Origin of the sequence: Lysinibacillus sp. NPDC096212 (genome assembly GCF_044763105.1) — a bacterium.
Lineage (GTDB): Bacteria > Bacillota > Bacilli > Bacillales_A > Planococcaceae > Lysinibacillus.
Genome location: NZ_JBIWFQ010000006.1, coordinates 172752 through 196556 on the forward strand (window position 1 = coordinate 172752; position 23805 = coordinate 196556).

At 35.1% G+C, this 23805-nt stretch carries 17 protein-coding genes and 3 pseudogenes; 17 read left to right on the plus strand and 3 right to left on the minus strand.

Going from position 1 to position 23805, the window contains the following annotated elements; genetic code table 11:
- The first annotated feature begins 10 nt into the window (after nucleotides 1-10).
- The 3 genes from ACIQ7T_RS08705 (at nucleotide 11) to ACIQ7T_RS08715 (ending at nucleotide 8118) form a co-directional block, all read left to right on the plus strand.
- The gene (locus ACIQ7T_RS08705; protein WP_402869792.1) at nucleotides 11-5536 is read left to right on the plus strand and encodes a DUF6531 domain-containing protein; all 5526 of its coding nucleotides are present in this window, start codon (nucleotides 11-13) and stop codon (nucleotides 5534-5536) included.
- A complete protein-coding gene (locus tag ACIQ7T_RS08710; protein ID WP_402869794.1) occupies nucleotides 5527-6465 on the plus strand; it encodes a hypothetical protein in 939 nt (312 codons plus the stop codon). The genes ACIQ7T_RS08705 and ACIQ7T_RS08710 overlap by 10 nt, the downstream gene beginning before the upstream one ends.
- A 192-nt stretch (nucleotides 6466-6657) precedes the next feature.
- The gene (locus tag ACIQ7T_RS08715) at nucleotides 6658-8118 is read left to right on the plus strand and encodes an IS1182 family transposase (protein ID WP_402869796.1); all 1461 of its coding nucleotides are present in this window, start codon (nucleotides 6658-6660) and stop codon (nucleotides 8116-8118) included.
- 109 nt (nucleotides 8119-8227) lie between these two features.
- Here ACIQ7T_RS08715 and ACIQ7T_RS08720 read toward each other — a convergent pair.
- Nucleotides 8228-9782, minus strand: a pseudogene (locus ACIQ7T_RS08720) (IS3 family transposase); the annotation flags it as partial.
- Between the two features lie 320 nt (nucleotides 9783-10102).
- Here ACIQ7T_RS08720 and ACIQ7T_RS08725 point away from each other — a divergent pair.
- The 10 genes from ACIQ7T_RS08725 (at nucleotide 10103) to ACIQ7T_RS08770 (ending at nucleotide 19359) form a co-directional block, all read left to right on the plus strand.
- Nucleotides 10103-12175, plus strand: a complete 2073-nt coding sequence (locus tag ACIQ7T_RS08725) for an RHS repeat domain-containing protein (RefSeq protein ID WP_402869798.1) — start codon at nucleotides 10103-10105, stop codon at nucleotides 12173-12175.
- Nucleotides 12166-13107: a hypothetical protein gene (locus ACIQ7T_RS08730; protein WP_402869800.1), complete on the plus strand. Its 942-nt coding sequence runs from the start codon at nucleotides 12166-12168 to the stop codon at nucleotides 13105-13107. Before ACIQ7T_RS08725 ends, ACIQ7T_RS08730 begins: the two co-directional genes overlap by 10 nt.
- A gap of 602 nt (nucleotides 13108-13709) precedes the next feature.
- Nucleotides 13710-14156, plus strand: a complete 447-nt coding sequence (locus ACIQ7T_RS08735; protein WP_370079753.1) for a contact-dependent growth inhibition system immunity protein — start codon at nucleotides 13710-13712, stop codon at nucleotides 14154-14156.
- 216 nt (nucleotides 14157-14372) lie between these two features.
- Nucleotides 14373-14810, plus strand: coding sequence for an SMI1/KNR4 family protein (locus ACIQ7T_RS08740; protein WP_370079755.1), 438 nt, complete (start codon nucleotides 14373-14375; stop codon nucleotides 14808-14810).
- A gap of 174 nt (nucleotides 14811-14984) precedes the next feature.
- Nucleotides 14985-15314: an Imm45 family immunity protein gene (gene imm45 / locus ACIQ7T_RS08745; RefSeq protein ID WP_370079757.1), complete on the plus strand. Its 330-nt coding sequence runs from the start codon at nucleotides 14985-14987 to the stop codon at nucleotides 15312-15314.
- A gap of 884 nt (nucleotides 15315-16198) precedes the next feature.
- A complete protein-coding gene (locus tag ACIQ7T_RS08750) occupies nucleotides 16199-16963 on the plus strand; it encodes a macro domain-containing protein (protein WP_402869803.1) in 765 nt (254 codons plus the stop codon).
- A gap of 82 nt (nucleotides 16964-17045) precedes the next feature.
- Nucleotides 17046-17471 carry a hypothetical protein gene (locus tag ACIQ7T_RS08755; RefSeq protein ID WP_402869805.1) on the plus strand — a complete coding sequence of 142 codons (426 nt, stop codon included), beginning with the start codon at nucleotides 17046-17048 and terminating at the stop codon, nucleotides 17469-17471.
- A gap of 337 nt (nucleotides 17472-17808) precedes the next feature.
- Nucleotides 17809-18255 carry a hypothetical protein gene (locus tag ACIQ7T_RS08760; protein ID WP_402869807.1) on the plus strand — a complete coding sequence of 149 codons (447 nt, stop codon included), beginning with the start codon at nucleotides 17809-17811 and terminating at the stop codon, nucleotides 18253-18255.
- 158 nt (nucleotides 18256-18413) lie between these two features.
- Nucleotides 18414-18914 carry a CPCC family cysteine-rich protein gene (locus ACIQ7T_RS08765; RefSeq protein WP_402869809.1) on the plus strand — a complete coding sequence of 167 codons (501 nt, stop codon included), beginning with the start codon at nucleotides 18414-18416 and terminating at the stop codon, nucleotides 18912-18914.
- Between the two features lie 124 nt (nucleotides 18915-19038).
- Entirely contained in the window at nucleotides 19039-19359 is a 321-nt protein-coding gene (locus tag ACIQ7T_RS08770) for a hypothetical protein (protein ID WP_370079766.1), read from the plus strand.
- Between the two features lie 251 nt (nucleotides 19360-19610).
- Here ACIQ7T_RS08770 and ACIQ7T_RS08775 read toward each other — a convergent pair.
- A pseudogene (locus tag ACIQ7T_RS08775) lies at nucleotides 19611-20199 on the minus strand (IS66 family transposase); the annotation flags it as partial.
- A 166-nt stretch (nucleotides 20200-20365) separates the two neighbouring features.
- Between ACIQ7T_RS08775 and ACIQ7T_RS08780 the strand changes: the two are divergent.
- The gene (locus ACIQ7T_RS08780) at nucleotides 20366-21262 is read left to right on the plus strand and encodes a DegV family protein (RefSeq protein ID WP_323646460.1); all 897 of its coding nucleotides are present in this window, start codon (nucleotides 20366-20368) and stop codon (nucleotides 21260-21262) included.
- A gap of 206 nt (nucleotides 21263-21468) precedes the next feature.
- On the opposite strand, the pseudogene ACIQ7T_RS08785 reads toward ACIQ7T_RS08780, so the two are convergent.
- Nucleotides 21469-21722: pseudogene (locus tag ACIQ7T_RS08785) on the minus strand (IS3 family transposase); the annotation flags it as partial.
- Nucleotides 21723-22002: 280 nt separating this feature from the next.
- Between ACIQ7T_RS08785 and ACIQ7T_RS08790 the strand changes: the two are divergent.
- The 3 genes from ACIQ7T_RS08790 (at nucleotide 22003) to ACIQ7T_RS08800 (ending at nucleotide 23758) form a co-directional block, all read left to right on the plus strand.
- Nucleotides 22003-22677, plus strand: a complete 675-nt coding sequence (locus tag ACIQ7T_RS08790) for a hypothetical protein (RefSeq protein WP_402869811.1) — start codon at nucleotides 22003-22005, stop codon at nucleotides 22675-22677.
- A 230-nt stretch (nucleotides 22678-22907) separates the two neighbouring features.
- Nucleotides 22908-23321, plus strand: coding sequence for a hypothetical protein (locus ACIQ7T_RS08795; protein ID WP_370079772.1), 414 nt, complete (start codon nucleotides 22908-22910; stop codon nucleotides 23319-23321).
- A gap of 92 nt (nucleotides 23322-23413) precedes the next feature.
- Nucleotides 23414-23758, plus strand: a complete 345-nt coding sequence (locus ACIQ7T_RS08800) for a hypothetical protein (protein WP_370079774.1) — start codon at nucleotides 23414-23416, stop codon at nucleotides 23756-23758.
- Nucleotides 23759-23805: the final 47 nt, after the last annotated feature.

A 23805-nucleotide genomic window follows, 5' to 3' on the forward strand; every position in this document is an offset into this window, starting at 1 on the left:
GAGGTAAGTAATGAAATCGCTAGAAGAAAATGAAGTACACATGATTAGTACGTATGAGGATCTTGTGCTCGAATGGCCTTATCCACTTATTCATTTAGATAAACTAACTATCAAACATAAGGGCAATGACCATGCGAGGTTGTACTTTACGGGAATGATCGCTGAAGAGCAAGCGCAAAAGTATATTCAGCGGGTTAATTATACAGATGAAGTTGTTGTGAAATTTGGACGAGACAGTGCCATATTGTTCTCAGGAAGAATTGAAAATGCGGAGTTGCAGGCATCACAAGGGGTGCACTATGTATCCGTTGAGGCTGTATCATTTACAGCAAATATGGATATTGCAAAGCGCTCACGTTCTTTTCAAGATGCGAACATGACGTACGTGCAGTTAATAAAAAACATCGTAAGCGCCTATCCTAATGGGGATTACATCGACCAAGCTTCTAACGGTCAAGCCATTGGTAGTATTGCGATTCAATATTTAGAAACAGATTGGGAATTCATTAAAAGAATGGCCTCCCGTTTGCACGCCGTTGTTTTTCCTGATTTAAAAGGAAAAGGTGCTCGGTTTTGGCTTGGTACACCTCAAAGTAGAAAAAGCATAACGATCGACCATCTGCCTTCTATAGTACGGATGGACGTCGATGCGTATCGATTGATTACTGAAAATGATGGTACGGATGTAAGTGAAGCCGATTATACTTTTTGTGAGTTTGAAAGCACGGAACCCCATGAGCTAGGCACGTTGGTGCAATTCAAGGGAAGTTCCTATATCGTAACGGCTAGGGAAACCCATCTTGATGAGGGCGTTTTGAAGTTTCAATATACTGCCCAACCAGAGAAAAGTATTCGCCAGCGATTAGCACGCAATTTAGACCTCATTGGTGCAGCATTTACAGGAAAGATCATTGATGTTACACAAAACACCGTTAAAATTCATTTAGATATAGATAAAAGCCAGGATCAAGCAAAAGCACATTGGTTTGCTTATTCAGCAGATGCCAATGGTGTTATGTATTTAATGCCTCAAATAGGTGCGCGTGCTCAATTGCATTTTCCGAGTGCAGTTGAAGAAGAAGCCATCGTTATCAGCTCGGTGCGTGTGAATCCAGCCACACCAGAGGGCGGGCAAAAGCAGACGCAGAAAATGGCGGACACTACCGTTAAATCATTGGCGACCAATGTTGGGAAAGATGTGACATTAGGTGTTGGTGATATTACTTTTAGTGCAGTAGATGGAGTATTGGACTTAAAGATGGATGATGGAGATGGCGTAACATTTCAAAGTAACAGTACCATCATGCTAGCAGCCGATGAAACACTCGAAATTAGTGGTATGAAAGAGCTAGCCGTAGAGGCGGAAGAATGGATTGCGATATCAGCCAAGGAACAAAGTCATGTAATTATGGCCGCTGATACACAATTAATTAGTACGCTCATTGAGCAAGAAGGTATAGAGAAGCAGAGTCAACCTCCGAAGTTAAATGAAGAAGCAATCGAAGCTACGACGAAAGTGGACTTAATCTTCCCGCAAAAGGCAGAAGAGAAGAAAGAGAAGAAAGGCTGGTTTAGTAGTTTAGTAGATGGCGTAAGTGCAGCATTGGATGTTGCTGGATTTATTCCTGTCATCGGTACATTTGCAGATATTGCGAATGCAGGAATTAGCTTAGCAAGAGGGAATTACATGGATGCAGCCATGAATTTAGCGGGGGCAATCCCAGTAATTGGTGATGCCGCAAAAGTAGCCTATAAAGCCAATAAAGCGAGAAAAATTGTAAAAACTGCGGATAAGATTATGGATGGATCAAAAGCATTACTAAAAGGGATGAAGGCAGCTTATCCGAAAATATCTAAAACGTTAGATGCAGTAAAGGGACTAGCGGAACTAGCTAACAAAGCATCTAAGGCTGTGAAGACGGCCGCAGATAAAGTCATTTCTTCGATGGATGAATTGCTCGGAGTGTCGAAGGCATTAGATGGTATGAAGGATATGGCCAAAGACGCGCTAAAGAAATTTAATCGTAAAGGATCAAAGAAGCAAAAGTGTACAAATGGGCAAAGTAAAAAACGTTCCAATACATGTTCAGATCCTGTTGATACAATTACCGGGCGTATGATTTATGAAGGTATCGACTTTGAACTACCTGGACCCATCCCCCTTTCATGGGAACGCGTTTGGTACAGTGATAGTAGCCGGATTGGCTTATCAGGTCATGGTATGCACTTTACATACGATCTTGCCTTAGAGATTTTTGAAGAAGAAGACCTGATTGGGATTGTTGTGACGGATGGTCGCGCGATAGGGTTTCCAATTTTACCAATAAACTTGTCTTATTTTAACAAACAAGAAAGAATGACCTTAACAAATACAGGTGAGGGGTATCATTTATTTGAGCATGATACACGATTGATTTATGTATTTGAACAAACAACAGAGACGAAATACCGATTAAAAGAAGTGAAAAATGAGCAAGAGCATCATATTCAATTTGCCTATAACCTTAAAGGTTTCCTATCTCAAGTAACAGACAGTATTGGTAGAGTGCTCGAGGTTACGACTAATGAGGTAGGCAGAATGACAGAAGTTGCCTTACGTAACCAGATGAGCCGTGAAGTCTTAGTTCGTTATGTTTACAATGATGGACAAGATTTAGTCGAAATCCAAGATGCGTTAGGGCAAAGTACGCATTTAAAATATGTTAATCATTTAATGATGCAAAAAATAGATCGCAATAAAAATAGCTTCTTCTGGCGCTATGATGGCCCAACTACAGGTGCTCGAGTCATCAAAACATGGGGAGATGGCAATGTCCTTGCTTATGAGCTTTCTTATCACGAGGGCTATAACGAAATTACGAATAGCTTAGGCAATAAGAGTTATTATTATTTCAACGAAGATAACCTCTGTACGAAAATTGTTCATCCAGATGGTAGTGAAGTTAGCTATCAATATAATGAGGACTTTGAATTACTCCAAGAAATAGATGAAGATGGTCGTGTGACGACATATAGCTATGATGAGTGGACAAATCCAGTGACGATTACTCGTGCAGATGGCAGTACCGTATCCGCTCAGTACGATGAGAAGGATAGGCTGATTCAGGCAGTGAATGCAGAGGGTGGAAGTCGTCAGTGGATTTATAATGAAGATGGGACATTACAGGCAAACGTTTTAGAAGATGGCGCAAAGACTGAATTTTCGTATAATGAGCAATATTTAATTAAAACGGTGACAAATGCACAAGGCCATATGGTAAGCTTAGCCTATGATGCTGATCTGAACTTAAGTCAAGTAACATTGCCAGACGGGACAAGTTCGACATGGGCATATGACCGTCGTGGTAACTGCACAACAACGACCAATCCGCTAGGGGCTACTGAGAAGTTCCGATATGATAACTTGAATCGTCTTGTACGTGCAAATCTATCAGATGGTAACGACGTTCAATTAAAGTACAATGCCTATGACGATATTGTTTTGGCGAAAGATAACCATACGCAAGTAGCCTTTGATTACACCATGTTTGGCAGTTTGATATCTCGAGAACAAGGTGGAAAGAAAGTTAAATTCGCCTATGATACAGAGGAGCAGTTAACCGCTGTCATCAATGAAAAAGGCGAAGCGTATCAGTTTGAACGCGATACGAAAGGAAATATCATCAAGGAAATCGGCTTCGATGAGATGGAAAGAACGTATGAGCGAAGTCTGGCAGGATTAGTTCAGAGAATTCAACGACCGGGTGATCGTTGGACAGCCTACCAGCGTGATGGTCTAGGAAATGTCATTCGAGCTGATTATTATGATGAAACTTGGGAAACGTTTGGCTATGACAAAAATGGTTCTTTAATTGAGACTGAAAATGAGCATGTGTCCGTAAAACTGGAGCGAGACCCATCTGGCCAAATAATCAAGGAGTGGCAAAATGACCATTGGATTGCGAGTAGCTATGATGAATTAGGCAACCGCTCACAGATTACGAGTAGCTTAGGTGCCAAAATCGATGTCGCTCGTAATGAAATGGGCAATGTGTCACAAATCACAGCCTCTCGCTCAGAGCAAGAAAATTGGACAGCATCAATGCAGTACAATGAACTCGGTCAAGAGATTGAAAGAATCTTACCAGGGGATGTCATTAGCAAATGGCAATATGATGTAACGGGTAGACCGACACACCACCGAATAAGTAGTCAAAACCGTGATACACGAAGACGAGCGTATAATTGGGATGTCAATCATCGTTTACGAAGCATGGTAAATGAGCTAACAGGTGTAAAAGTTACCTATGGTTATGATGAGTTTAGTAACCTCATTTGGTCCAATCAAGGCGGTCAATTTGACTTCTTACACCGCAGTGTCGATGATGTCGGGAATTTGTATGAAACGAAAGAAAAGACAGATCGTGTTTATGGTGCCGGAAGCAGATTACTTGAAACGAACGAGGCAACATTCTCTTATGATGAGGAAGGTAATCTGATTCAGAAAGTTAAGAAGAATGGTGATACGTGGAAGTACGAATACTATGGCAATGGCATGATGTCGAAGGTCATAAAACCAGACAAGGTAGAAGTTACTTTCAAGTATGACACGCTAGGTAGACGAATAGAGAAGAGTTCTACCGAGAAAACTATGAGTTTCGTATGGGATGGAAATACTATACTACATGAGTATTTTTCGGAGGAAGATTCATGTGAAGTTGAAAACCTAGGGGAGTGTTCTTCACAGAGTAAATCTGAAATACCAGTCAATTTAGTAACATGGGTGTTTAATGATGGTTTCGTACCTTCAGCTAAAATCACGAATGAAAGAAATTACAGTATCATTAGTGACTATCTAGGAACGCCTGTTGAAGCCTATGATGATGAAGGTAATAGGGTTTGGTCAGCAGAGCTTGATATCTACGGACGAGTGATGGAGTTCACTGGTGATCGAGATTTCATCCCGTTTAGGTATCAAGGGCAGTATGAGGACATGGAGATCGGATTGTATTACAACAGATTCCGATACTACTCTCCAAGTGAGGGGATTTATTTACAACAAGATCCTATTGGGCTTGCTGGTGGGAATCCGACTTTGTATGGATATGTAAATGATCTGAATATCCAATTTGATCCTTTTGGTTTGTTTACAGCAGGTCAAGTAATGAAATTTGGCAATAAAGAAATAGGTGATTGGGGAGAGAAAATTGCTTCTAAACACCTGAAAAGCAACGGATTTAAAGTTCTAGGCTCGGTCCAAAATATATCAAACCAAGGCTTTGATCTAGTTGCAATAGAACGAGCAACAGGTGAACTCAATGTTATAGAAGTCAAAACAAGTAGAAAAGGTTTTAGATCTAAATCAAATATGCCTACATGGACAAGTAATAACATAAATACAATTACTAGAAATGCTAATGGCCATTGGGGTAATATGCCAAATTATCAAAAAGATTTAATGGGAATGATAGAAGATGCACAGAAGAATGGTACTTTAAAAAATAAACTAGTACAAATAAATGTAGATAAGAGGAGGATAAATATTAAGTGCAAGTAAAACAATACAATCATAAACTTATACAAAAGGCTTTAAGAAGGTACAAATATAGCGACGATATTAACCGAGAGAAGGCAAATGAAGATTTTTTTTATAGGTATTCTTTTTTTACTAAGGGAAAAAAATTAAAAAAAAATCTCAATAATCTCTATATTGTTTTAGAAGGGGCACCAGATTGTAATCATATTGCTGCTAAAAAACTTCTTTTTCAAGGTAATGATGAATGTTGGAAATTCTTTGAACGGACTGCACATTTCTTCGCTTACGGATATGCAGGTGGTAGTTTTCCTTTTATTGATCCAATTGGGCCATTATTAAATTATGCGCTATATGTGGAAAGAATAGATTTAATAGAACTACTATTAACAAAAGCTGCTGATGATTTGGAAAGAGATGAGTATAAGAATAACAAGGATTACATTAAGCAAAAGGTATACCCAAGTACGTATTTGATACATTTCTTAATTGAGAAATTAGGGATACCGAATCCTGTAAAAGATAAGGTCATGCAATACGGTGATGGGTTAGGTATCTATGAGCGGATTGTAGCTGAGTGGGATCATCCATTCAATGAAATTGAGGATGAGTATTGGAATAGCTTGTGTGAGTATCATTTAAATGGAATTGGTGTTACGGGAACCAAATGGAAAGATGAGGAGCTTATAGATTTTGGTCTTGTTCCAATCGAGCTAATCAATCTATTTAAAGTGAGAAAGAAACTAGGTTTAGATGTTCCAGTAATAAAACACGAGTTATTTTCAACGCCTATGGCTGTCTATCCCACGATTCCTACTGGTTATAGTTCAGACCTAGACGTAAAGTTTCAACTTGTTGAGAGAACTATGAAAGATGCAAAGATATATACATTTGAAGAAATAGTGGAGCAATTAAAAAAAGAGCATGGAGAAAATGCTGATCTATTTTACTAAATTTTGAACTGCTCCCTGTCAAGTAGACAGTGGAAATAATAAAAATGCTTTATGCGGCTTGAGCCCTAAATTCCAAGAGGGCACTGAAAAACTTCAATTGGTTCCACTTAGTGAGGTATTCGACGATTCAATCGTCGAATACCTCGCCTTTTTAATTTATAATTGAGAGACTAAATGCAGGTGGTGTTCTCAATGATTTCAAACCAAGAGACTTTCAATTTAAGTCCATATATGGCCATTTATGATATTGTCGTGCCAAAAGATAATATGCTTCGTCAAATTAACGAACTAGTAGATTTCTCATTCATTTTAGAAGAATTGAAAACAAAATATTGTTTAGATAATGGAAGAAATGCAATTCCTCCGATTCGAATGTTTAAGTACTTATTGTTAAAAGCCATTTTTAATGTATCTGATGTAGACCTTGTCGAACGTTCAAAATATGACATGTCTTTCAAGTATTTTTTAGGTATGGCGCCAGAAGATGACGTGATTGATTCAAGCTCACTCACAAAATTCCGCAGACTTCGTCTTCAAGACGTAAGTTTATTAGATATGCTCATTGGAAAAACAGTTGAAATCGCACTCGAAAAGAACATTATCAAAAGTAAAACAATCATTGTGGACGCAACACATACCAAAGCACGTTATAACCAAAAATCACCGAAAGAATTTTTACAAGAAAAATCAAAACATACCCGCAAAGCAGTGTATCAATTTGATAAATCCATGAAAGAAAAATTTCCAAAGAAGAATACTTCTAACGAAGTAAAAGATGAATTAACTTACTGTGAAAGATTGATTGCCATTATTGAAAATAAACCACAAATTGCTCATCTACCAGCTGTAAAGGAAAAATTGAACGTTTTAAAAGAAGCTGTAGAAGATACGCAAGAACATCTAAATTATTCAACAGACACCGATGCACGAGTAGGACATAAAACAGCAGACAGTTCTTTCTTTGGTTATAAAACACATTTAGCAATTAGTGATGAACGTATTATTACAGCAGCAGTCGTTACAACAGGTGAAAAATCAGATGGACATTATCTACAAGAACTGATTGAAAAAAGTAAAGTTACAGGAATGGAAGTTGAAACAGTCATCGCTGACACGGCTTATTCAGGGAAAAACAATTTACTTTATACAAAAGAACAAAGAATTCAACTGATTTCTAAGTTAAATCCAATGATTACTCAAAATGGGCGAGCAAACGGAAAAGGATTTGACTTTAATAAAGATGCAGGTTTATTTGTATGTCCAGCAGGACATTTAGCAAATAGAAAAAGTAAAAAACCAGATTCGCATCCAGGAGCAAGTGCAAGAATGGTTTATTTTTTTGACATTGAAAAATGTAAGGTCTGTCCACTCCGAGAAGGATGTTTTAAAGAAGGTGCAAAAACTAAAACCTATTCTGTTGCCATTAAATCAGAGGAACATTTAGACCAACAAGCTTTTCAAGAAACAGAAGAATTTAAACGCTTAGCTCGAGAACGTTATAAAATCGAAGCAAAAAATAGTGAGTTAAAAAATAAACACGGGTACGATCAAGCATCGGCTGCGGGTTCATTTGGCATGCAAATTCAGGGAGCAACGACGATATTCGCTGTCAATTTAAAAAGAATCTTGAAGCTTCTGAATGGAAAAGGGTAATAAAAAGGTAAAAAATTAGGGCGTTTCCTGTTCAAAATTGAACAAGAAGCGCCCTATCTTTCTCTAAAACGAATTTATTTATAAAAAATGCAAGTTTTTCAGTGCCCTCAAATTCCAATGGACTCAAGCCGTTTAGTTTTTCTTGATAACGCTCTGAATTGTAGAACGAAATATATGTATCAATTGCTGCTTCTAAGGCTTCATATGTATCATATTTATTGAGATAGTATTTTTCTGTTTTTAGCGTACCCTAAAAAGCCTCAATTGGTCCGTTATCGATACAACGTCCAACTCTCGACATGCTATGTACCATATTAGCATCTTCAATCATCCGTTTGAAGAATTTTGATGTATATTGATAGCCACGATCACTATGTATAAGTGGCTGTTCGTCCTTTTTTAAACCTTGTATAGCTGGTATCATTGTGTTAAAAACGAGTTTATTATTATTCGAATGACCTAATATATGACTCCAATCAAATTATCATGTAAATCAATAATAGCGCTTAAATAAGCTTTCTTCCCATTGCCATACTTGAATTCGGTCACATCTGTACACCATTTTTGATTTGGTTTATCTGCAATAAAATCACGATTTAGTATATTTTCTGCCACATAATCTGGCTTTGATTTACGATATTGTTTTCGCTTTCGACGAATCACAGATTTCAATCCACAGATTTGCATTAAACGGTACACGCGTTTTTTATTCACTTTTGGTAAATTATCTTTCTCACGTTGACGATTGATTGTCAGTGTAATGCGACGATAGCCATAAATCCCATCTACTTGTTTATAGAGAAGTTGAATCGATTTTAAGAGTTGTTCATTCTCACTTTCTTGTGGGGATGGTTTACGGTTCAACCATTTATAATAAGCTGCGCGCGAAACACCAGCGATCTCACATAATACAATGATCGGCAATGCTTCTTTCTTTGCTAATTCCTGAATGGCGATGTAACGACTTTGAATACGAATTTTACTTAACGATGCCTCCTTTCGATTTCCTCTAACTTTTTTAAAAACAGATTTTCTGCACGTAATCGTTCATTTTCACGTTCCATACGTTGGATTTTTAAACGTAACTCATCCTCAGCGGTTAATTCTTCTACTGGCTTTGTATGGCCACGTCGATCTAGTAAACCAGACTCACCCATTTCCTCATATTTCTTCACCCATTGGTATACTTGTTGGTAAGAAACCTCATATCTTGACGCTGTTTCTTGATAGTTTTTCTCATTAGCTATACAAGTTTTTACAATTTCAACACGCTCTTCTACAGTAGTTTTTCTTCCTTTGGTCATAGTTTGGCTCATTCCTTTACCCGAATCTTTTAATTCACTATGACTAGTATACTTTTTAATCCAATTCCTTAAAACAGATCTACTAGAAAGTCTATACTTTCTTACAACCTCTCTTAAAGAGAATTCGCCCGAAAGGTAATCTTGGACAGCCGCAAATTTTAGTTCTTTAGAATAACTATTATGCTGGTTTAATCGTTCAAGGCCCTCTTCTCCAAAATGAAGATAATCATTTTGTCAATCTTTTATTGTATCTCGATGAACATTAAATACTTTCGCTACTTCATTTAATGTAAGTGGACCTTCGTGATACAGCTTTAAAATTTCTAACTTCTCTTCTTTAGAAAAGGAATGCTTCCTCATAAAAACTCCCCATTTGATAAACAGATTTTATTTTTTAATCTGTCTACCTAACGGGGAGCATATCAATTTGATACATTTATCGTACCGGAGGTGCATGGTTGTTTATATGCGTTATTTGATTACGGGCTTACAAAGGGATTTGTTGAATAAAGAAATTTCTGTTGTACTTAATAAGCTTAATCTAACTTTTACCATAGAAGAGGAATAATTCTTTAAAGCAGGGGAGGAATGGATTTATATAAATAATGAAAGCATGAAAGAACGAATTCCCATTAAAAAAGGATTCGTTCTTTTTAAAATTTATTATAATAACACGTCTGTTGATTATCCATGTACTCCCTTGCGAAAGACAACCATACGAAGTAGCCTTTGATTACACCATTCTTTGTAGTTTAATATCCCGAGAACAAGGTGGAAAGAAAGTTAATTTCACCTATGATACAGAAGAGCAGTTAAACGCTGTCATCAATGAAAAAGGCGAAGCGTATCAGTTTGAACGCGATACGAAAGGGAATATCATCAAGGAAATCGGCTTTGATGAGATGGAAAGAACGTATGAGCGAAGTCTGGCAGGATTAGTTCAGAGGATTCAACGTCCGGGTGATCGTTGGACGGCGTATCAGCATGACAATTTAGGAAATGTCATTCGGGCTGATTATTATGATGAAACATGGGCAACGTTTGGCTATGACAAAAATGGTTCGTTAATTGAAACTGAGAATGAGCATGTGGCTGTAAAGCTAGAGCGAGACCCGGCTGGACAAGTGATCAAGGAGTGGCAAAATGACCATTGGATTGCGAGTAGCTATGATGAATTAGGCAACCGTTCACAGATTACGAGTAGCTTAGGCGCAAAAATCGATGTCGCTCGTAATGAAATGGGGAATGTGTCGCAAATCACAGCTTCTCGCTCAGAGCAAAAAAATTGGACAGCGTCAATGCAGTACAATGAACTTGGCCAAGAAATTGAAAGAATCTTACTGGGGGATGTCATCAGCAAATGGCAGTATGACGTTACAGGTAGACCTACACACCATCGAATAAGTAGTCAAAACCGCGATACACGAAGACGCATGTATAATTGGGACGTCAATCATCGCTTACGAAGTATGGTAAACGAGTTAACAGGTGTAAAAGTTACCTATGGTTACGATGAATTCAGTAACCTCGTATGGTCAAATGAAGGCGATCAATTTGACTTCTTACATCGCAGTGTTGATGATGTCGGGAATTTGTATGAAACGAAAGAAAAGACAGATCGTGTTTATGGTGCCGGCAGCAGATTACTTGAAACGAAAGAGGCAACCTTCTCTTATGATGATGAAGGTAATCTGATTGAGAAAGTTGAGAAGAATGGTGATACTTGGAAGTACGAGTACTATGGTAATGGCATGATGTCGAAGGTCATCAAGCCTAACAACACAGAAGTTACTTTCAAGTATGACTCGCTAGGTAGACGAATAGAGAAGAGTTCCGACGAAAAGATAATGAAATTTGTATGGGATGGGAATATTATTCTGCATGAGTATTTCTCGCAGAATGATTCAGATAAATTTGAAGATCTAGAGGAATATTCTTCACTGAAAAAGTCTGAAATACCTGATAATCTAGTCACATGGGTGTTTAATGATGGGTTTGTACCTTCAGCTAAAATCACGAATGATGGTAACTACAGTATTATTTGTGACTATCTAGGAACGCCTGTAGAAGCCTATGATGAAGAAGGTAATTCGGTTTGGTCGGCTGAGCTTGATATTTATGGACGAGTGATGGAGTTCACGGGTGAGCAGGATTTCATTCCGTTTAGGTATCAGGGACAGTATGAGGACATGGAGATCGGATTATATTACAACAGATTCCGATACTACTCTCCAAGTGAGGGAATGTATTTACAACAAGATCCTATTGGGCTTGCTGGTGGGAATCCGACTTTGTATGGATATGTAAGTAATCCAAATATTCAATTCGATCCTCTTGGTTTATTTACGGCGGGTCAAGTAATGAATTTTGGTAATAAAAATTTAGGTGATTGGGGAGAAAAAATCACTTCTAAATACCTAAGTAGCAACGGATTTAATGTTTTAGGCTCGGTACAAAATAAATCAAACCAAGGCTTTGATCTAGTTGCAATAGATCGTGCAACAGGTGAACTCAATGTTATAGAAGTCAAATCAAGTAGAAGAGGTTATAGTTCTAAATCAAATATGCCTACATGGACAAAAAATAATATTCAAAAAATAATAAAAAATGAAAACGGACACTGGGGTAATATGCCGAAGTATCAAAATGATTTAATGAGACAACTTAGAAATGCACAAACTCAAGGTACTTTAAAATATAAATTGGTACAAATAAATGTTGATAAAAGGAGAATTAAGATTAAGTGCAAATAAAACCGCAATTTAAACATAATCTGATTAAAAAAGCACTGAAGAGATATAGATATGATGAGGTTATTAATCAGTGTGATACTAAAGAAAATTTCTATGAAGACTATTCCTTTTTCTCTGAAAAAAGGAATTTGAAGAAAAATACTAATGTTGTTTATGAAACTTTATCTGGAACGCCTAATTGTAACCATATTGCTGCTAAAAATCTTCTTTTTCAAGGTAATGATGAATGCTGGAAATTCTTTGAACGTACTGCACAATTCGATGCTTACTCATATACAGGTGCTAGTTTTCCTTTAATTGATCCAATTGCACCAATATTAAATTATGCGTTGTATGTGGAAAGAATAGATTTAATAGAACTACTATTAACAAAAGCTGCTGCTGATTTAGTAAGAGATGAGTATAAGAATAATAAGGAATACATTAAGCAAAAGGTATACCCAAGTACGTATTTGATACATTTCTTAATTGAGAAACTAGGGATACCGAATCCTATAAAAGATAAGGTCATGCAATACGGTGATGGATTAGGTATCTATGAGCGAATTGTAGCTGAGTGGGATCATTCATTCAATGAAATTGAGGATGAGTATTGGGATAGCTTATGTGAGTATCATTTAAATGGAATCGGTGTTACGGGAACTAAATGGAAAGATGAGGAGTTTCTATATTTTGGTCTTGTACCTATGGAACTAATTAATCTATTTAAAGTGAGACAAAAGTTAGGATTAGGTGTCCCTGTAATTAAACATGAGCTGTTTTCAACGCCTATGGCTGTCTATCCCACGATTCCTACTGGTTATAGTTCAGAGCTAGACGTAAAGTTTCAACTTGTTGAGAGAACTAAGAAAGAGGCAAAGATATATACATTTGAAGAAATAGCGGAGCAATTAAAAAAAGAGCATGGAGAAAATGCTGATCTATTTTACTAAACTTCTCAACTGCGTTCTATAGAGTAGTCAGTGTAATAAAAAGGAAGTGCCTTACTGCGGCAATCAGATGACTTGTAAACATTATATACGGCATGATGAAGCACAAAAACAGCCTATGAATTACCGATAATAAAGAGGGAGAAGTAGTTTAAATATGGTTTAAGTTGATTATTTTTTATTAAGGGATTTTAAAATTACAACATTGGGTACGGGTGATCGTTGCAGGTTATTCCCAAGCGTTGATGATTTATTAGATGTTGCAAAAATTAAAATCACCTAGTCAGAGGGCTACTTTGAATCAACGGGAAAGAACATACACACATATAACCTAAATGGATTTAAAAGGAGCACAGAGGGACTTAGTTGGTGACCCTATTCCAAAACCGGAGGCTATTATGATCATGCTCAAGAAGTTTCTGACGCATATTAAGGTTTTGTTGATTTTGAATCGAAGTTGGGAAGGGATGGTTAAAAATCCTAATTTAGATAATGAATTTCGACATCTAAGTTGAATGAGGTAAACGCTTCGATGAAAAAAATTGAAGATATGTTTGCCCCCATGTTGGAGTGTATCCACCTAAATAGTGATTGGAGTAATGTATATGATTAATAGAAAAATGACATTAAAAGGGTTTTTGACTAATGAAGAATATGAAGGTGTAGTACAAAATGCAACTCAATATTCGGATATGTCACTTCCTGTATGGTACTTAGAAATTACTGGGAAACGTCTGTGTGAGTTATCAAACTTTGATTTGATTCGTTGTATTAGACAAGATGTTTTTATTGATTTAGCAACGTTTGAAATTATTGAAAGGATTGATGAACAGAACACACCTTTCTATGCTGATATTGATTCAATGGAATTGATGGAAAAATTGTCATCCATTAGTTCGAAAATGCTCTCAGCACATAAGAGTAAATTAGATAGAATGATTGTAAATGTTGAAGAGAACAACTTAATAGATTTAGCGGATGTTTGGATGTTCGATGAACAGAAGGGAACGTATCAGGGCTATATCAATATAATAAAAAATAAAATTAAATAATATTTTGGTGGGACACCCTAGTGCCGAATGAATCTATCATTCAATCAATAACACATATAACCCATGTAATACCTGTCAAGTTTGGTGCAGTAATTAATTGGAAATCAGGACAAGCTAGAACAAGGAAAATTCTATAATCAAATGATTGTAAAATATAAAAATGGTGTGTTTACATAGCTGGATGACGGGGCTAAATAAAAAAGGAGTTAAAGAAAAATGAGAGAAGAACTGATGAAAAGAATAGAATGTTTTCTTGAAAATCATCCTGAATTAAAAGGAATACCTGCCACGCTTAAAGAGATTGCGAAAGCAGAGGAAGAACTTCAAATAAAGCTAGATGATGATTATAAAGAATTTATTAAGCGATTTGGAGGCAGTTATGCAGGAATAGCAATTCATGCCTTTTCTAATGGTTCATCCATAGGTAATGAAACTATTATTAATTTGACGAATTGGTGCAGAGAATCATTTGAAGGAGATGAGTTTTCTCCTGAAATTAACAAAAGCTTAATTTTTTCTGATGATGGTTCAGGTAATCCAATAGCAATAAATGCTAATGGTGAAGTCGTAATATACTACCACGACTCAGGAGATAAAGAAGTATTATCGAAATCTTTTGGAAATTTCGTTGAGGAGAATTTTGCTGAATGGTAATTTATGAATTACTCCCAAGCAGTTAAATTAAATTTCGGATAACTTTATCCACTAATGAAATAGCCAGTTAATAATTATCCAAAAACATATGTATGAAGCTGTTAAAAGCCTACCTTACATGAGTTTACTTGCCTGCTGATACTTCTGGAAAACATAATTTAAGGTGTGGTTAATATGAAGAATATAAAATTGATTGACTTAAAAGAAAATATAGAACGCGGAGCAATACTAAGATGTAAGGGGAAATATCCCTATGAAGATTATGTAGATTTTATGGTTGTTGAGCAACAAAAACAGTACTCATTATTAGTTGCATCTGGATATAAAGCTGGCTTAACTTTTGTACATTTACCTCAAGAGTCAATTCCAAAAGATAATGAGGGATATGCAATAGATATTAAGTGGCTGAAATTAAATTGGAATAAGTGGGGATACATTGACTGTCCAATTGATGAAGTACACATTATATACAAAGACTCCCCTAACCATTTTTATGATATTTAAAAACCACATTAATCGCAAGATGTTTGTAGTCTTCATGGTTGGTGCTAGCATTTACATTTGTAGTTATTACGTATGGTTTTAAAAAAGAGCCATATGGATTATAGGGTACATAAAGATGATCCCGTTCATCGAGCAAATAAAATGGCAAAAGGAGCAAAAGAGGCTTTAGTGGAAGGAGGAATACCTAACAGTGCTATTACCTGTACGGGTTGAATTTTATGAAAGATAGTTTAAAGCAGTTTCTTGAATATGATATTCTGATGAGGAGTTAGCATATTACATTAGAATGAATGCAGAGTGGAATGAAGAATCATTTATAAAAATGCAACAGTTGGTTAGGAAAGTTATAGAGGACTATTCAGATGATGATTATTATAATAAAACCTTTGTATATTATTGCGTGGAAATTATTAGAATAATAATAGGTACGATTTCACGTGAAGAATTCTGTAATACGTGGCCTGAGTGTTTTACACAAGAAAGTTATAAAGATTTTATAGCAGAGAGAATTGAGCAATTAAAGTTACTTCAGAAAGATTTATTTTATTAGGATGTTGTAGTAAAAGTAATGCCCCCCTGTATTAAAGGAATCAGCAATTGATTATAAACTATTTAAGATATTGCCGACCTGGAATAGGGAAACGTAGACTGAAATTATAGCGAAAGAAGTTTTGTTTCGGGTGAGGCGTTGTAGGAATTTTTCTGTTCGATCCTAAGAAGATTCGAACATTTACCCTGGGTGTTTAAATTAGCTGCAAATATTTATGTTGATGTTTGAAAACTAAAATAGCGTATCTTTTTTGATGTTGCAGCTTTAAATGTTCGTGAACCTAGATTAGGGATTTTATTATTGAATTTAGATATTCTGAAAGAGGTGGACATTAGTGGAGGAAAAGATTGAAAGCTTATTATACTACAAATGCGATAATATTGATTTTGCAAAAGGTAACGGACAATTATTTACAGAATTTGAGAATGGAGTTGCAACTAGGCAGATCAATATAATCAATAACGATATGTATATTTCTTCATCGTTGAACGATTGGAACGAAAATATTGGATTTTTATTGTACGATGGACATATCGATAGTTTAGACTTAAGTGATAGTATACCTATTACTAGATTAGAATTTGAAGGTAAGTGGAAAGAGGGAATTTTAGATCATGTTAACAAATCACAAATAAGTTACTTAAAAGGTGATGCTTCTCTTCCTTTAGAACAAAATACACTAATCATTCATGTTGTTAACCTATTAGGATTATGGGGAAAAGGCTTTGTTCTATCTCTATCAAAGCAATTCCCGCTTGCAAAAAAAGAATATCTAAAATGGTCTAATGACAAAGAAACATTTAGGTTAGGAGAAGTTCAGTTTGTATGTGTAGATCAACAGAAAACAATTTTTATTGCAAATATGCTTGCGCAAAAAGGTGTGAGAAAAAATTATAAAGATAGTACAACTTATATTGATTACGATGCACTTCGTTTATGTTTAAAAGAAGTTGCAAGATTTTCATTAATACATAGATTATCTATACAGATGCCTAAAATTGGTTCAGGGTTAGCAGGCGGGGACTGGAGAGAGATTGAAAAAATAATAAATGAGGAACTGATTTATAATAAAATTAAATGTAGTGTTTTTGAATTGTAATAAATAAAGAATATTAAAAACGTATGGGTATCTACGGAACAACCGGTAGGATGTTGCTTTAGGTAAAGAAATGGAGGGCATAATGAGAACTAGATTAATAGAAACAACTGTTGGTGTAATAGATGCTAGAGATGCGTTGATTTTAAAAAAGCTCATTATGGATCGATTTCCAAGAGAAGTTGAACTTTCGTTAAATTTATCAACTGCGTTGGCATCAAATATTTCTACAGAAGAACGATGCATTGATATTTCTTTCATTTTTAAAAATGTAGTCAAGTTTGGACTTTGTGGTCTTGATTACTTTAACGAAAATTTATTGGATACATGTTTTTGTGAAGTGATTGATTCCGACTTTTTGAATCAGCAAAAGACATTAGTTGAAAAGGGGTTTAAGCATTATTTTCTTGAATGTTACGATGAGGTTATTGAAGTTGTGGCTCAAGAATACAATCTTATTTTGCCAGATGGACTTAGAATAGCTGATGAAAAAATGGATAAAAACGTATAATTTTATAAACCACTACAATTATTTAACAAGAGCACAGAAATCTACAACATAGAAATGTGTAGCTTTGTAGGAAATTTTAAAACACATGTAAAGGGTATTATTCCATGGACATGTGTTTTTTCGTGTTTTGATTAACTGGGTTTATTCCTCCTTATCTCGGAACGATTACAGAAATAATTGTTAAATTATATATTAAGGTAAGCGTTTGTTTGAGCGCTTTTGAACAAGTATCTTGATTATGTAAGGTCGGGTGAATCGATTGCAAAGAATAAAGATGGTTCTGGTCTTGTTAAGAATGTAACAAGTTGTCTAGGTGAAAAAACGGGAGGTTTTAAGAATGTTAACTTTAAAGTCATTAAATTTTATATTCAAAATATCTACTACTGATTTAGAGTTGGTATATACAGAATCGGGTGGCGTGAGAATTGAAGTTGGTGCTATACCATTAAAGAGCATAGATAAAGAAAAATGTGTTAACATAGAAATTATTTTTTCAATTGTAGCCGAAGTTAAATGTGTAACGCTAAATTTCGATGAATCCAATTATAATGGTTTTTGTATTTCTAAGGAATCATCAATTGGAAATCACTTGGAGAATGATGAAGAGATACTTCATCAGCCAGATTCAGGATTTTATGAAGTGATAGATTCTAAACATTTACAGGAAAATATAAAGAAGTACGACCCCAGAAATAGGTTGAATTTGAAACATTATATTGTTAAAGGATATGATAGCTATATTGAATTAATAGCATCGACGTATTCTGTCAACGAGCTAAATTGATTTGTATTATAGCCCTGCCGAATACGAACCAAATCTGACAGGATTGGTTCAGAAAATTCATCGTAAGGTAATCGTGGATACTTGTAAGGCATGTTAAAGATAGAAAAATTCTAAAGCACTGAAAAACCAGGATTATCCTTATCGGAGGTTAAAATTAAATGCACAAGTTAAGTAGGAACTTTGCGCTTAAATGTTATTCTATTAATAAAATATCAAGTTTATCTGAAAACGAAATAAAAGATAGATTTTGTGCTGATTACTTAGATGATAACGGAAATTCAATTGAATACAGTGATTTATACTCTGATGAAGTACAAAATTTTTTAATTAACTTCTATTGCGAAAAAATATTTGCTGGTGTTTCAAATGAATTTTTAGAAAAATTTATTAAAGACTGTTTCAAAGAAAATTATACTGTTATAGGCAAAGAAAAGGAATTATACAAATGTCACTGCTGTGGGTACTTAACATTAGAATCTAGAGGTGAGTATGATGTTTGCCCAGTATGTTTTTGGGAGGATGATGGCAAATCAGAAGCCTCTCAAGACAATTATAGTTATGCCAATGCTTCAACACTAAGAAACTACAGAGAGAGCAAACACAAAGAAATTAATACAAATATAATTCCTTTTAAGAAAGGTTACGAGAATTCACAGTAGTTTCTCGCTGTAACTGAGGTTTCTATTTAGAAGCATTTTGAATGTTATTCCTATATAGTAACACCGGAGCAATATAAGCAGGAGTTGTCTAAAGTAAAAACAGAATGTACAAGGTGATAATAAAATGGAAATTAAACTAAATGGTTTTCAAGTATTTTTCGATTATGATTTAGATGACGAATTAGTTCAATTTGAAATGCAATCAAAAGGTTATTTATATGGTACTATTTTAAAAATAAATAATGAAAATGAATTCCAGATCAACTTTTATGATTCTACAAGGTTTAAGCAAGATGTAGATGATGAATTAAAAATGTATAGCTTCTTTTATGAGGAAAATGTTGTACTAGTAGATAAAATCACCAAAGAGAAACTATTATCCGCTATTAATGATGTATTTTTGAGGGGAGTCTATAAAAAAATGATTCCAGTTACTCGGAAATAACAGAAAATTTAAATTAAACTGTTTAGCTATAGTTACACCTTATAAAAAAATTAAAAAGCAGGGCTACTTGTTTCAAGATGAAACTTAAAAGCATGTAAAGAAAAGTATTTAAGTCCTTCTTTACATGTGTTTTTTTAGAAATAGAAATGTATTATCTCGTATGTTGTAAGCCCGAAATACAAAAAATATGCGCATCTTTCCGGACCGCACAACGAATGTCCATCTATCTGAAATTTTTTTCGAATAGATGGCTATTTTGCACATGTGGCTTGGATATTTTTCGACCAAGGCATGTATTTATTTAAAATTTGGGGTTGCTGATGGATCGGTAAATTCGGCAGCTCCATCCTTAGTTTAACTAAATATTGATAGAAATCGATACCATTCGCTTTTGCTGTTTCAGCCAGACTCAAGCAGTGCATTCGCTTTAGCACCAGCTTCACTCACAGAAAAACGCCAGTTCTTTCGGCCAATCACATTAGGACGAATCGGATTTTCAACTGGATTATTATCAATTCCAATCCGACCATCGAACAGAGAAACTTTTAACCTATGTACACGATTTAATGTATTTTTGGAAACTTTATCCAAGGTGTTTTTTCCGAAGAATGGCGATTTATCTACCCATTCCTGAAACTTTTCGACAATCGGTTTTGATTGCTTTTGCTGTGCTTTACGACGCTTTCCTGGTGAGAGATGCTTATATTGCCGTTCTAAGCGATACAGTTGATCACAGTAATCCAAGCCGATTTTCCCATTTTTGCTATCGGCTTTCAGCCAATAACGTCGTATATGCGCCCAACAATTAGCGAATGAAATATTAGATAGCTTACCGTATGCTTATAAAATGCTATTTTTATCGCAATTATTGTCGAAATAATGTCGAAGATTGTAAAAAATAAATACAGTATTATAAATATCACTACTCATGATGATCTTATCTGTGTATAGTTGCATAAGATAAAATGAATAATATTCTACGATAGATGAAGGGGATTACTTTTAAATGGGAAAGAAAATTGCATGGGTTACAGATACAGCAGCATTGTTAGATGAAAAGTTCATACAGGACAATCAAATTCACGTATTACCACTTAATATAGTGTTCGAAGAAGGGGCTTTACGCGAAACTGTTGATATGACACATGATCAGTTTTACGAAAAGCTACGAAATGCTAAAAAAAATCCAAAGACATCACAACCTGCTATTGGTGAAGTTGTAGACTTATATAAATCATTAAAAGAACAAGGGTATACATGTGCAATTGCAATTCATACCTCTCAACATCTTTCGGGCACTTATCAAAGCACTTTCACAGCAGCTGGTCAAGCTGAATTTGAAGTATATCCAGTGGATTCAAAAATCGGGTCATTTCCGATGATGAAAATGATTAAACTCGGTCAGCAGTTAGAGCGTGAAGGTTTTGAACCTGGCTATATTGTTGAAAGAATCAATGAGATGGCAGATAACAGTGAGCTTTCATTTATTCCGGCTAACTTATCACAATTACATAAAAGTGGTCGAGTTTCAGGGACTCAAGCATTTTTAAGTAACTTGTTGAATATTAAAGTTGTCATATCATTTGAAGATGGGAAGCCCGTTATGAAAGAAAAAGTACGCGCTACGACTAGAGCTAAAACATATGTACAAAATGTTTTAAATACAGATCTAGAAAAAAGTATTATCCCTGAAGTTGCAATTATTCACTGTAATGATGAAGAAGGCGCAACCGCTTGGAAAAAAGCTTTAGAGAACGAATATCCGCTCATAAACTTCTCCGTATTACCACTAAGTGCTTGTGTAGCGGTTCATGCAGGTGAAGGAACGCTTGGTTTAAGTTGGGTACGTCTACCAGAGCTTGCACCACTTAAGAAAAAGAAAGCTGAATTAGTTACTATATAAACATAATTGTAATCTAAATTATTGTAGGTACATGAAGTTGCGAAATTCCTATAAACCAACTATTATACAGTCAGAGAGCATTTTAGCTTAAGTAAACTGGCAGATGTAACGTTATTTTTTGAATGATAGCAGTGTTTTCATTCAGGTATGGGGGACTGGCTGTTAAATTTTGTTTGAATACGGATATTGTTATTATAGGTAATTTAGTCTTCGACGATTTGAATCATATGCGCATTTGTCGTGCGGTAGATTCCGTCGAGATAGAACGTTTCAATTGGGGAATTATCAGTGGGTGTGCCTTTGCGGGACATGCTTAGGGTAATTCCTTTTTCTTTGACTGATTTTTGATACGCATATGATGTGTACATAGAACCTTGATCGCTATGCAAGATGCAGCATTGCGGTAGAATTGATATAAAGTATCCAAAGCGAATGACGTATCTTGTGTAGAATCAATTGTTTGGACTTGGGGGAAGTTACAGAAAGAAGCATCAATTTTTTATCAAATAGCTTTGTTACCTTCATAAATAATCTTGAAAAATGTGAAGATGATTAATTCCAGAAGAGATAAAAAAGGGCCTTAGGTAAAGAAAACAGACAATTTATACAGAGGTTATCGCTTTAGCTTGTCTGTTTTTTCCTTCTACTAATGAAGAACTCAGAAACAAACAGCGAAATGGGGAAAAGATTCCTTAAAGGTATAGCAAATAAACTAGGTCATATTTAATTGGAGGAAATCAATGATTTTAAATTTTAAGTCGACACCTTTAATCACTAGAACAGAAAGAAATTTTGATGCAAATGAGATCAATACCAGTTTTCAAACGAACATACCTACGAAACTAATTGAGTTTTGGAATTTTTTTGAGGAAGTTACATTTGAAAACGGAATAAATATTTATGGTTTTAACATTGCAGTGGAAAGGAACGGGTTGTATGAAGTAAGTGTTTATGCAGCAGATTATATTTTGATAGGGGATGATGGTGGAGGTCAAGGAGTGTTTTTAAAAAAGAATAGCGACCAACTAAACGTATTCTATCAAGATTTGGGTGCATTGTCGTCGCCTTTATATTCTTTAGATATTGATTTTTTTACTTGGCTTGAAAATAATCCTGTTATAGATGAAGAAGATGTTCCTTCAGTCGAACTTGATTTGATAGATGAGGTAAAAGTGTATGTTGTCAGAGTACCAAATGATGCAAATAAATTTATTATGGACATAAGAAAATGCTTTAATTTGAAACTTTCTATAAAAGATATTAGAGAAAAACTGAATGGTGTACCTTTTTTAGTGATCCAAGATATCACACTTATGAAGTATGGAAAAACAATTGAAATTTTAAATCAAAAATACAATTGTTTAGAGGTTCACAATTCAAAGAATGTGATTCTAATTAGTCCAGTAAAAAATTAAGCAAATAGCCTTCCTAAAGAATTTGAGTGATGTTCAGAGAGCCAACGCTAATAAAATTAAGAGCTCCTTCCTTACATGTTTTTTGCGGAATAGGATTCAAGAGCAAGTTGTAAAATTTGAGGAGTCTATTGCATGGCCTCAAAATCATCCGCTAACTGTATCTGAAGTCTAAAAAAGTTTTTCTAGTAAAGGAATTGTGCATGAAAGGTTAGTTGTATAGGTGAAAGGCATTGGAGGTGTTTGTCCTGGATAAAGAAGAAAATATCCACGGTTTTGATAATTATTTAAATGATGAAAAGGTATATGAAGCTTTAGAAAAATATTGGATGGATAACTTTTTTAAGTGGCTAGATACAGAAAATATTAATAAGAGCGATTGGTTAAGCCCATTTTATAAAACCACTTTCAGTAATGGGAAAAAAGTGATGGATGGAAACCCAATATTCTCAGCGAGATCTAAAAAAGATGGGAGAATAATAAGGGTTATTCAAGAAAATCCAATTGAAGGGGACGTATTTACCTCTTGGAGAAATAGTACTGTTGATGCCAAAGGTACTCTGAATGAATTAGTAATAGTTTGTACATTAAATAATGATAATTTGAAAAAGGCAAAAGGGATAATAATTAGCTGGATTGTTGGATGAACTTAATATTTTGATGGAATCTAAATACAAGACTTCCAAAAACATATGTAAAGAATATATTATACCGGTAGACCATCGAATAAGCAGTCAACTTGGCTGACGTAGATGAAGAAATCATGAAGAAGGGGGTTGATAATATGGGTATTGAGTACAGTATAGTTCTTGAAGATAAAGAAAAAATAGATTTGGTAATCGAGGAGATATTCTCTGTCCTAAAGTCTAATGAAATGTATAAAGATGTAATTATGGATCAAAAAGTAATTGTATTTCCATATGACGATTTTAATTGGGATCGATGGTGTACTATAGAAAATTGCAAGGATGAAATATACATCTGCACTAATGGTAACAGAAGAGTTCAAGAAAGTGAGTTAATAGAGGAAGTTTGTAAAGTCATTGTAAACCTAAGTTTGCAATATGAGCTGGAAGAGATGTAATATTTACTCTTCATCCTCTTCTTAGACTAGGATTTTCAGCTATGATA

Excerpts from the sequence above, each read along its gene's own strand:
- ACIQ7T_RS08790 (WP_402869811.1), top strand. The coding sequence starts at position 22,003 with ATGATTTTAAATTTTAAGTCGACACCTTTAATCACTAGAACAGAAAGA.
- imm45 (WP_370079757.1), top strand. The coding sequence starts at position 14,985 with ATGAAGAATATAAAATTGATTGACTTAAAAGAAAATATAGAACGCGGA.
- ACIQ7T_RS08765 (WP_402869809.1), top strand. The coding sequence starts at position 18,414 with ATGCACAAGTTAAGTAGGAACTTTGCGCTTAAATGTTATTCTATTAAT.
- ACIQ7T_RS08755 (WP_402869805.1), top strand. The coding sequence starts at position 17,046 with ATGAGAACTAGATTAATAGAAACAACTGTTGGTGTAATAGATGCTAGA.
- ACIQ7T_RS08735 (WP_370079753.1), top strand. The coding sequence starts at position 13,710 with ATGATTAATAGAAAAATGACATTAAAAGGGTTTTTGACTAATGAAGAA.
- ACIQ7T_RS08770 (WP_370079766.1), top strand. The coding sequence starts at position 19,039 with ATGGAAATTAAACTAAATGGTTTTCAAGTATTTTTCGATTATGATTTA.
- ACIQ7T_RS08740 (WP_370079755.1), top strand. The coding sequence starts at position 14,373 with ATGAGAGAAGAACTGATGAAAAGAATAGAATGTTTTCTTGAAAATCAT.
- ACIQ7T_RS08705 (WP_402869792.1), top strand. The coding sequence starts at position 11 with ATGAAATCGCTAGAAGAAAATGAAGTACACATGATTAGTACGTATGAG.
- ACIQ7T_RS08780 (WP_323646460.1), top strand. The coding sequence starts at position 20,366 with ATGGGAAAGAAAATTGCATGGGTTACAGATACAGCAGCATTGTTAGAT.
- ACIQ7T_RS08760 (WP_402869807.1), top strand. The coding sequence starts at position 17,809 with ATGTTAACTTTAAAGTCATTAAATTTTATATTCAAAATATCTACTACT.
- ACIQ7T_RS08715 (WP_402869796.1), top strand. The coding sequence starts at position 6,658 with ATGATTTCAAACCAAGAGACTTTCAATTTAAGTCCATATATGGCCATT.